Below are 5,847 nucleotides of genomic sequence, written 5' to 3' on the forward strand. Positions count from 1 at the left end.
CGGTAGACGCGCTCGGGCGTGGCGCGCAGAACACGGTGAAGGCGAACGGTATGGGTCGACATGGCAATCTCCGGTAGAAAGGGGACGGCGTCCCCGATCCTACACGACGAACGACGGCGGCCGGAATCGACATCGCTCGACTGTCGATCGCTTTAAACCTCTTCAAATCGCTTTCAAGCCGGTTTGGAGCACGAGCCCCACGTTCAGTGCGACGATGGCGACCGTTGCGACGATTGCCCCCGCGCTCACGAGCCGGCTGTTGACGAAACGTCCCATGATCTCCCGGCGGCTAGTGAAAACGACGAGCGCAATCATCGGCACGGGCAGCGCGAAGCTCAGCGCCATCTGACTATAGACGAGCGCGTCGGTCGCATTGACGCCGAGCGCCACGACGACGAAAGCCGGCGCCATCGTCGCGAGCCGCCGCACGCCGACGGGTATCCGAAACCCGACGAAGCCTTGCATGACCATCTGCCCGGCCATCGTGCCGACCACGGAGCTCGATACGCCCGAGGCGATCAACGCAATCAGAAAGACGGCCGCGGCGCCCGCGCCGAACAGCGGCGCGAGGCTGCGATAGGCCGCCCCGATCTCGACGATATCGGTGTGCCCGTTGTGAAATGCGGCCGCGGCCATGACGATCATCGCCATGTTGACGAGGCCTGCGATCGAGAGCGCGATCACCACCTCGCGATTCGAGAACCGCAAAAGCTTGCTGCGTTGCGCATCGTTATGTGCCGGCGCGCGTTGTTGCGTGAGCCCCGAATGCAGATAAATGGCATGCGGCATGATCGTGGCGCCCAGCATTGCGACAGCCACGCCTACTGCGCCGTTGCCGCTCAACGTCGGGACGAGCGCGCCGCGGGCGGCGTCGGTCCATGCCACATCGACAATGGACAGTTCGACGACATAAGCGAGCGCCACGGCGGCGACGAGTCCGCCGATGATGAGCTCGAGCGGGCGGAAGCCTCTTTTTTCGGCGCCGAGAATCGCATAGGTGACGATGCCCGTGATGACCATTCCGGCCATGAGCGGCAAGTGAAACAGCAGCGAAATACCGATGGCGCCGCCGAGAAATTCGGCGAGATCGGTTGCCATCGCAGCGATTTCGCTGACAGCCCACATCGCATAGACCACCGGTTTGGAAAAGTGCTCGCGGCTCATTTCGGCGAGGTTGCGGCCGGTGACGATCCCGAGCTTCGCCGAGAGCGCCTGGAACAGCATCGCGACGAGGTTGGCGATCACGACGACCCACAGCAGCGCGTAGCCGTATCGCGAGCCCGCTTCGATATTCGCCGCGAAGTTGCCCGGATCGATGTAGGCGATCGAAGCGACGACGGCCGGGCCGGCAAAGAGCAGCGCCGAGCGCGGGCTCGACATGCGGCCCGCGAGGGCGGCGCTCATCGCTCGAGTCGTGCGCTGGGTCATGCCGAGCTGCATTTGCGCGGTTGTCATCGTTCACCTCATGCTTTTGCTGCCGACGTATGCAGGCTCCTGCCTGCCCATACGAAGCATGGTGACGGGTACCGCCAGAAAAGAACAATTGAACGTTCCGATTGCATCGATTGGGCATGGCTGAAACCGCGCAGGCGCCTGTTAGACCTGAGCGCTATCGATGCGATAGGCCTATGGCGATCAATCGATGTCGAGGTTCGCCATCGCACGATCGGCGTTCAACGCGCGCCGGTAGGCGAGCGGTGCGGCGCCCACGGCGGCACGAAAGCGATGGCCGAAATGGCTCGCATCGGCATAGCCGCAGTCGGCGGCGATCCGATCGACGGGGAGCGTCGTCGTGCGCAGCAGCGTGCGCGCGCGATCGAGGCGCTGCAAAGCGATCCAGGCGGAAGGCGGCATCCCGAACGAGGCCCGGAACATGCGTGAGAAATGAAATTCGGAGAGGCACGCCAATTCAGCGAGTTCGCCGAGCGTAGGCGTGCGAGAAAGATTCGCGTCGATGTAATCGACGAGGCGCCGCCGCATGGCCGGCGCGAGCCCACCCTTGATCGTGGCGTCGTCGCGGCGTACCGCCTGTGCGCGCAGCAGGAGGCTCAGGATCTCGTGCGCCGTTTCGTTCGCGCGCAGCCGGTCGTCCGGGCCGTCCCACGGTGCGGCCGCAAGTCCGCGGCAGAGCGCGGCGATGCGGGCATCTTCGAAATAGGTCCGGTCCGCGAGCGTCAGCTCGCGCGGCTCGCGATCGAGTTCCTGAACGGCACGGCGCGTGAAATGCTCCGGCAGGAAGTACAGATGCATGAAATGCATCTGGCCGCGGACCCACCAGCGCGATTCGTGGTCGCCCGGCAGCGCGCACAGTCGTTGCGGCGCGCCGTACTGCCCCGGCAACTTTTGGCGCTCGGTGCGGTAGCCGCCGTCGAGGTAGCACGACAGCGTGTGATGGCCGGGCTTGTCGTACGTCGTTTCCTCCTCGACCGTGACGCGCCGCCAGACGGCGGCCGCAAGCCGGTCGCCGAGCCACGCGAAGCGCTCCAGCGTCGCATCGGCTTCCGCGAGCGTGCGGCCGACCGAATGCATGCCGAACGGCGTTTCGTCGGCGGCTGGCGCAGTCAGGAACGGGCTGGCGTCCACGATGAAGGTCGAAAAGTGCGCAAAAAAGGGGTATCGAGCGGAACAACGAGTATAGACGGGCCGCGCCGCACGCGTCGCCCGCCGTCTCGAAAAAACCGCAAGCCTGGACAACGCGCGTCGAAACCGACGCGCGATAGTGGGTGCCGTATGCGCGTGTCGCGCTCCCCGCTGAGCCGGGGCTGGAGCCGGCCTTTGGCTGTTCGCTATTTCCTCGATCGATGGTAGACCATGAATCTGTCGCTTTATTTCATTACGGTATTGATTTGGGGCACGACCTGGATTGCCATCAAGTGGCAGGTCGGCGTCGTGGCGCCGCCGGTGTCGATCGCCTTTCGTTTCTGGCTCGCCGCGTTGGTCATGTTCGTGCTGATGCGGCTTTTGCGCCGGTCCGTGAAGGCGCCGCGCGAGGCCTGGCCGTTGCTCGCCGGTCAGGGTGTGGCGCTTTTCTGTGTCAACTTTCTGTGCTTCTACTACGCTGAGCAGATCGTGCCGAGCGGCCTCGTCGCGGTCGTGTTTTCGACGGCGCCGCTCCTGAATGCGATCAACGGCCGAATTTTCATGGGGCGGCCGTTGCAGCCAAGTGCCATCGTCGGCGCCGTGTTGGGACTCGTGGGCATCCTCTGTCTCTTTGCGCCGCAGATGGTGGGCCACACCGGCGATCGGGCGATGTGGCTGGGGCTTGCGATTACGCTCGCCGGCACGATGTCGTTCTCGGCCGGCAATCTGTTTTCGAGCCGCATGCAGGCGATGGGCCTCCACCCGACGGTCACCAACAGCTGGGCGATGCTGATCGGCGCGACGCTGTTGACGCTCGGCAGTCTTGCCGCGGGGTTCTCCTTCCAGCCCGAGATGACCGCGCGGTATTTCGGCTCGCTCGCTTATCTCGCGGTGCCCGGATCGGTGATCGGGTTCACGACCTACCTGACGTTGGTCGGCCGCATCGGCCCCGACCGGGCCGCCTACTGCACGGTGCTGTTCCCGTTCGTCGCGCTGGCCGTATCGACGGTGTTCGAGGGGTACCGATGGTCGGCTCCCGCCGTCGTCGGCCTGCTGCTCGTGGTGGTGGGCAATCTCGTTGCGTTCAACATCGCGCGGCATCTGCCGTTTAGGCGAGGACGGGGCCGTTCCGTACGCGTATGAGCGGGCGGCCCAGGGCCTAGCAGTTTCGCTAGCCTGGCCCACAGGCGGCCAGCAGTAGACTGGATCAGCAGATGTCGCGCCGAGCCGATGGATCGTTTCAAAGGGGTAACGACATCGATTTCCCTTTCGAGGAAACTGATCATGCAATCGGAAACGACGCCCATCGAACAAAAAGGCCTGTTGTCCGGTATTACCGTTGTCGATATGACGCGCGTGCTGTCCGGTCCCTACGCCACGATGATTCTTCGGCAACTCGGCGCCCGTGTGATCAAGATCGAACGCCCGGGCGCCGGAGACGACTCTCGCGCTTTCGGTCCTTTTCTGAACGGGAAATCGACGTATTTCACGGCGTTGAACTGCGGCAAAGAGAGTATCGCGCTCGACATCAAGCGCTCGGGCGATCGCGATATCCTGCACGCTCTGCTTGGCCAGGCCGATGTCTTGGTCGAGAATTTCCGTCCGGGCGTGATGCGTCGCTTTGGCCTGGACCATGAGACGCTGCACGAACGCTACCCCTGGTTGATCTACGGCAGCGTGTCCGGCTTCGGCCAGACCGGCCCCTATCAGGACAGGCCGGCCTACGACATCGTCGTTCAAGCGATGAGCGGTTTGATGAGCGTGACCGGGCAACCGGGCGGCGCGCCGACGCGTGTCGGGGTATCCGTCGGCGACATTACCGCGGGTCTCTATCTGGCGATCGGCATCAACGCGGCGCTTTATGAGCGCGAGCGTACGGGCGTCGGCCGCTATCTCGATGTGGCGATGCTGGACTGCCAGGTTGCGATTCTCGAAGACGCGCTCACCGGTTATGCCGCCACGGGCGAGGTACCGCGGGCGCAGGGCGCGCGTCATCCGTCCGTTGCGCCGTTCAGCGCATTTCACGCGGCCGATACGTATTTCGTGATCGGCGCCGCGAATGACGGTCTGTTCGACAAGCTGTGCAATGCATTGGGACGGCCGGATCTGCGCGATGACAGCCGGTACCGCACGAATGCGCTGCGGCGCGAAAACATCGATGCACTGACCGAGCAATTGGAACTCACGCTGGCCGGCCGCAGCGCGCGTGAGTGGATCGCATTGTTGCAAGAGGCGGGCGTGCCCTGCGGTCCCATCAATTCGGTCGCCGACATCGTCGACGACGAGCAATTGAACGAACGGAACATGGTCGTCGAAGTCAAGGACGCCAAGGCGGGCGTATTCCAGGTAGCGGGCAACCCCATCAAGGTCTCGGGCATCGCGGACCCACGCGCGTATCGGGCCGCGCCGGAGCTCGATGCCGACCGGGCGCGGATCGTTGCGGAATTCGTCGACGATGCCGTCGCGCCGATGAAATGAGCCAAAAGGTGAGTTGAACATGACCGAACAGATCGAAACCCTTAGCGGACCCGCCGATGCTTCGGTTCAAATCAAACGGGAAGGGTATGTCGCCACGGTCACGCTGAGTAACCCGACCAAACGTAATGCCTTGAGCCACTGGGTGCTGGAGGCGATCACGGCCGCGTGTCAGCTGTGCGAGCGCGAGCGGATGCGCGTCATGATTTTGAAAACGACGCTCCAGCACGGAACATGGTCGGCAGGTCACGACATCGGGGAATTGCCGCTCGACGGTACCGATCCGTTGGCGCACGGCAGCGCGCTGGAAGCGGCCATTGCAGCGCTGCGGCACGCACCGTTTCCGGTGATCGCGCAGGTCCAGGGTTCTGTTTGGGGTGGTGCGGTCGAAACCGTGGTCAGTTGCGACATCGTTGTCGCCGATGAAAGCGCACGCTTCGCGATGACGCCGGCCAATATCGGCTTGCCCTACAACACCGCTGGACTCTTGCACTTCACCGATCGGCTCGGTATCAGCGCGATCAAGACGATGTTCTTTACGGCGCAGCCCGTGGAGGCCCAGGACGCATTGCGGTTGGGTCTCATCGACCAACTGGTGCCTTCCGAGCGGATCGAAGCGCAGACGCGCGAGTTGGCGATGCAGATCGCCGGGAAGGCGCCGCTTGCGATCGCTGCGGTCAAAGAGCAATTGCGCGTGTTGTCCGATATGCGTGCGCTGCCCGCGAGCGCGCTCGGGCGCATCAGCGAGATTCGCCGCCGCGCGTATCAAAGCGCCGATTTTCGGGAAGGTAT

5 protein-coding genes are annotated in these 5,847 nt (G+C 63.9%); 3 read left to right on the plus strand and 2 right to left on the minus strand.

What is annotated here, in order from left to right; translation table 11 throughout:
• Positions 1 to 162: 162 nt before the first annotated feature.
• Entirely contained in the window at positions 163 to 1,455 is a 1,293-nt protein-coding gene (locus VGL01_RS11105) for an Nramp family divalent metal transporter (RefSeq protein ID WP_331569212.1), read from the minus strand.
• Positions 1,456 to 1,635: 180 nt separating this feature from the next.
• On the minus strand, positions 1,636 to 2,529 hold the full coding sequence (locus VGL01_RS11110; protein ID WP_331569220.1) for an AraC family transcriptional regulator: 894 nt from the start codon (positions 2,527 to 2,529) through the stop codon (positions 1,636 to 1,638).
• A 282-nt stretch (positions 2,530 to 2,811) separates the two neighbouring features.
• Here VGL01_RS11110 and VGL01_RS11115 point away from each other — a divergent pair, with 282 nt between their 5' ends.
• The 3 genes from VGL01_RS11115 to scpB form a co-directional block, all read left to right on the plus strand.
• Entirely contained in the window at positions 2,812 to 3,723 is a 912-nt protein-coding gene (locus tag VGL01_RS11115; RefSeq protein WP_331569214.1) for a DMT family transporter, read from the plus strand.
• Between the two features lie 141 nt (positions 3,724 to 3,864).
• Positions 3,865 to 5,058 (plus strand): CoA transferase, encoded by a 1,194-nt coding sequence (locus tag VGL01_RS11120; RefSeq protein ID WP_331569216.1) that lies wholly within the window; start codon positions 3,865 to 3,867, stop codon positions 5,056 to 5,058.
• Positions 5,059 to 5,077: 19 nt separating this feature from the next.
• A partial coding sequence (scpB, locus tag VGL01_RS11125) for a methylmalonyl-CoA decarboxylase (RefSeq protein ID WP_331569218.1) occupies positions 5,078 to 5,847 on the plus strand: 770 nt, incomplete at its 3' end.

Origin of the sequence: Trinickia sp. (assembly GCF_036503415.1) — a bacterium.
Classification (GTDB): domain Bacteria; phylum Pseudomonadota; class Gammaproteobacteria; order Burkholderiales; family Burkholderiaceae; genus Trinickia.

What these genes read in the sequence shown, in the direction of transcription:
- VGL01_RS11115 (WP_331569214.1), top strand. Translation starts at nt 2,812, where the DNA reads ATGAATCTGTCGCTTTATTTCATTACGGTATTGATTTGGGGCACGACC.
- VGL01_RS11120 (WP_331569216.1), top strand. Translation starts at nt 3,865, where the DNA reads ATGCAATCGGAAACGACGCCCATCGAACAAAAAGGCCTGTTGTCCGGT.
- VGL01_RS11110 (WP_331569220.1), bottom strand. Translation starts at nt 2,529, where the DNA reads ATGCATTCGGTCGGCCGCACGCTCGCGGAAGCCGATGCGACGCTGGAG.
- VGL01_RS11105 (WP_331569212.1), bottom strand. Translation starts at nt 1,455, where the DNA reads ATGACAACCGCGCAAATGCAGCTCGGCATGACCCAGCGCACGACTCGA.